The sequence below is a fragment of the Clostridium sp. UBA7503 genome, assembly GCF_002477055.1.
In the GTDB taxonomy this organism is placed as follows: Bacteria; Bacillota; Clostridia; order Clostridiales; family Clostridiaceae; genus Clostridium_J; species Clostridium_J sulfidigenes.
The window spans coordinates 1-3584 of sequence record NZ_DLNT01000044.1 but is presented as its reverse complement, the minus strand read 5'-3'; the positions used below and the strand labels follow the sequence as shown (position 1 = coordinate 3584).

The following is a 3584-nucleotide window of genomic DNA, read 5'->3' as shown; positions in this document are numbered from 1 at the left end:
ACCATTGAGTTACACCCGCATATATTTAATTTAAAATGGTCGGGGTGACAGGGATTGAACCTGCGACCTCATGGTCCCAAACCACGCGCGCTCCCATCTGCGCCACACCCCGATATATCTTAATCAGTGCCGTTTGATAATAACCTTAACGACAAAATTTATTATACAGACTTCCCTTTAATTAGTCAACACCTTTTTTGAAGTTTTTAATTAAATTTTGACAGTTTTTATTGTAAATTCTCTTCAAATCCTTATTTGCCTTCTTTTCTCTTATATACCTTAAGAATACTAATTACATATATTGTTACTACTAAATTCTCTGCCCATATTAAAATAAACTTAAATAAAACTAACAAATTATGTAACTTAATACTTAACACAAGGAAGAAATTTAAATAGTTCCCTATGTAAAAATAAATATATTTATACATGGAACTATTTAAATATATAACAAGTTGAATTATTATATGTAAACTATAAATATTTTTTCATCTCTTCTGTTAACTTAGATAATGCATTTCCCCTATGACTTATAGCATTTTTCACTTTAGAAGGTACTTCATTAAATGTAGCCTTTAGTTCTGGCACGTAGAATAAAGGATCATATCCAAATCCTTCACACTCTTTGTACTCCTCTAATATTAAACCTTCTACTTCACCTTGAACTTTGATAATATCTTTATCATTGACTATCAAAACCATAGCACATATAAATTTTGCTTTTCGTTCATTAAAATGCACACCTTCTAACTCTCTTATTAACTTTTTATTATTTTCCACTGAATTTCCATGTTCACCACTATATCTAGCAGAATATATTCCTGGGGCCCCATTTAATACTTCTACTGATAATCCCGAATCATCAGATAAAACAAGTACATCTTTACAAATTTCATGAATTGCCTTAGCCTTTATGTATGCATTTTCCATAAATGTAGTTCCTGTTTCTTCTACATCTATATCTATTTCAGCTTCTTTTAAAGATACTACCTCTAAATCAAACTCTTTAAGAATCTCCTTTATTTCTACAATTTTATGATGATTATTACTAGCAACTATTACTCTTTTCATTACAAATTCTCCTTCTAAAATGTCTACTGTATGTTAAATAACTCATCTGCTTCTGGCGGAGTTACTTCATTGATTTCTTTATCATCTATTACTATACCTTTATTTTTAGTTATTTCTCCTATTTCAGTAGCCTTAATTCCATTATCATCAAAAGATTTTAATAACTCTTCTGAATTATCAGTAGTTATAAGCATACTACCTGATGATATTAGTCTTAATGGATCTATATTAAACTCTTTACATACTTTCCTTGTAATTTCTGTAATTGGCATTTTAGATTTATCGACCTTAAATCCTACATTACTTGCATTAGCAACTTCCCATAGTGCTCCTAAAACTCCACCTTCTGTTATATCATGCATAGATGTTGCTTTAGCTATTCCACCTATTTTTCCTTCTTTAACTACACTTATGCTTTCCACATAGCCTCTTGCTTCTTCAATTTCTTCACCTGTTAATATACCCCTGCATCTCTCTTCATAATCATTAACCAATATTGAAGTTCCTTCAAGACAGAGTTGTTTAGTGACTATTATACTATCCCCTACTTTTGCTCCAGACGTGCTGATAGCACTATTAACATTACTTTTCCCAATAGCTGTACACGAAACCACTATCTTATTAACAGCTTCTGTTATTTCAGTATGGCCACCTATAATTTGAACATTTACTTTACATGCCTCTTCATGGATTTCTTTCATAAGATCATGTAATTCTTGTATTGTAGTCTTTTGCGGTGCTAGTATGGTAACCAAGATTCCTAATGGTTCGACTCCACAGGAAGCTATATCATTACAGTTAATGTTAACTGCAATTTTACCTATATTTTCATCTGCACCAGTTACAGGGTCTGTAGAAATTACACATTGATTACTATCAAAATTTATAATGGCACAATCTTCTCCTATGCCGTTAGATACTTCTACTTCCTTCCTCTCTTTCCCTTTATGGTTATCTATTATGTACTTTAGTTCATTCCAATTTAATTTTCCTACCCTCATATAAATTCTCCTAACCTAAAAAAACTATTGTGTTTTTAGCACATTTTCACTTCTCATATCATATTATTAAATATAACTAATATTCTGGTGGTGTTATTTTGAGATATATAGGACCTTTTTTAAGAATTAACATACTAAACAATGACAATATAAAAAGTCAATTGTTTCATTTTTCTAAAGAGTCCCTTAGACATATAGTTCTACATTCTGGATGTGGAATTATATCTAGAAATGCAAACTTAAAAATTAAACCTTTACCTAATGATGATGATATCACAAATAGCGTTATTTCTCCACTATTATGTGTATATAGAAAAGCCGACGGAAAACTTTTGAAAGAAAAAGATAAATTACTTTGGAATCATCGCAAGTTTAAAAGAGAAATAAACATATGTGCTAATGGGTATATGACCCTTGGTCTGCTGTACTTATCTGACTATTACAGAAAATTTAAAGATATTGATGAGGATAAATATAAACTTAGCAAATACTATGTTGACCTATCCATTGAGCAATTAGAATTTTTTGCTCTTTATTGCCGTAATAGTGAGGGGGTATTTGTTGATAAATATGATTCTACAGATCCTCTTCAAAAAGAATATTTTCTTACAGACAAGAATATGAAGTTTAAATTTTCAACACAAGCTCTTCTCATGGCAGCATATTATAAATGTGCTACACTTTCAGAAGATAATAATGAAAGCTTTAAATCCTTTGCTCTAGATATAATGAATCTATTTTCAAACCTAAAGCAAGAAATATATAATACTTCTCATGATGAGTTAGTTAAAATATGTTTAGCCTTCAATATTCTTTATGAATGTTCAAAACTAGAGAAAGCTAAAGAATTACTAGTAGATTTTTCTGAATTAATGATTGAAAACATCAATCATATGCCACCTTCTGTAATTAGAGATAATATAGATATTTCTTGTTTATGCTATATAAACTCTATATTAACTTATAAAAATACCAATTTATCACATTTTAAAGATGCAGCCTTTAAAATCTTTAATAATTTAGAAAAACTATATAATAGTGATGATGGTATTTTTATAAAAGACATTTCAGAAAAAGAAAACAAATTTTCTTCAGATGAAATAATTCTATATCTTTATGTATTTATGATTCAAGAGTCTTTATTGAGCGACAATGAAAGAACAGAGCTCGCTTCTAAAATTCATGGTCTTTATAAAAAACAAGTAGTAAGCTCCGGAATTATACTTAGGTGGCCAGAAGCTCCTAGTCTTGATAATCCTGAAAGATATAGGAATTTTTCATGTAAGTCAGAAGACTTATTAGATGATAATTATTTCAGATTTTCTTCTTATGTAAATAATGATACTAATGACTTAGCACCTATTTTTGTTAAAAATATTTCTTTAAATAGAAAAAAAGAAAGTTATAAACACTATAAGCATAGTTTTGATTCTTGTAAAAACATGTTTAACTTTTTTACAATTATTTATTTAAATACAATTTTAGATTTCTAATAAAGGGGGCGTCGCAAAA

General features: G+C 29.2%; 3 protein-coding genes and 1 tRNA gene. 1 reads left to right on the top strand and 3 read right to left on the bottom strand.

Annotated elements, in window-relative coordinates; genetic code table 11:
• Window positions 1-36 precede the first annotated feature (36 nt).
• From B3630_RS11990 to B3630_RS11980, 3 genes are all read right to left on the bottom strand, one after another.
• Window positions 37-112 (bottom strand) — tRNA-Pro (locus B3630_RS11990).
• A gap of 362 nt (window positions 113-474) precedes the next feature.
• On the bottom strand, window positions 475-1071 hold the full coding sequence (locus tag B3630_RS11985; RefSeq protein WP_346898455.1) for an XTP/dITP diphosphatase: 597 nt from the start codon (window positions 1069-1071) through the stop codon (window positions 475-477).
• Between the two features lie 23 nt (window positions 1072-1094).
• Entirely contained in the window at window positions 1095-2072 is a 978-nt protein-coding gene (locus tag B3630_RS11980; RefSeq protein ID WP_346898453.1) for an AIR synthase family protein, read from the bottom strand.
• A gap of 98 nt (window positions 2073-2170) precedes the next feature.
• On the opposite strand from B3630_RS11980, the gene B3630_RS11975 reads away from it, so the two are divergent.
• Window positions 2171-3565, top strand: a complete 1395-nt coding sequence (locus tag B3630_RS11975; protein ID WP_346898451.1) for a hypothetical protein — start codon at window positions 2171-2173, stop codon at window positions 3563-3565.
• Window positions 3566-3584 lie beyond the last annotated feature (19 nt).

Bases quoted from the DNA above. Each gene is read 5' to 3' on its own strand.
- B3630_RS11980 (WP_346898453.1), bottom strand. From the start codon at position 2,072: ATGAGGGTAGGAAAATTAAATTGGAATGAACTAAAGTACATAATAGAT.
- B3630_RS11985 (WP_346898455.1), bottom strand. From the start codon at position 1,071: ATGAAAAGAGTAATAGTTGCTAGTAATAATCATCATAAAATTGTAGAA.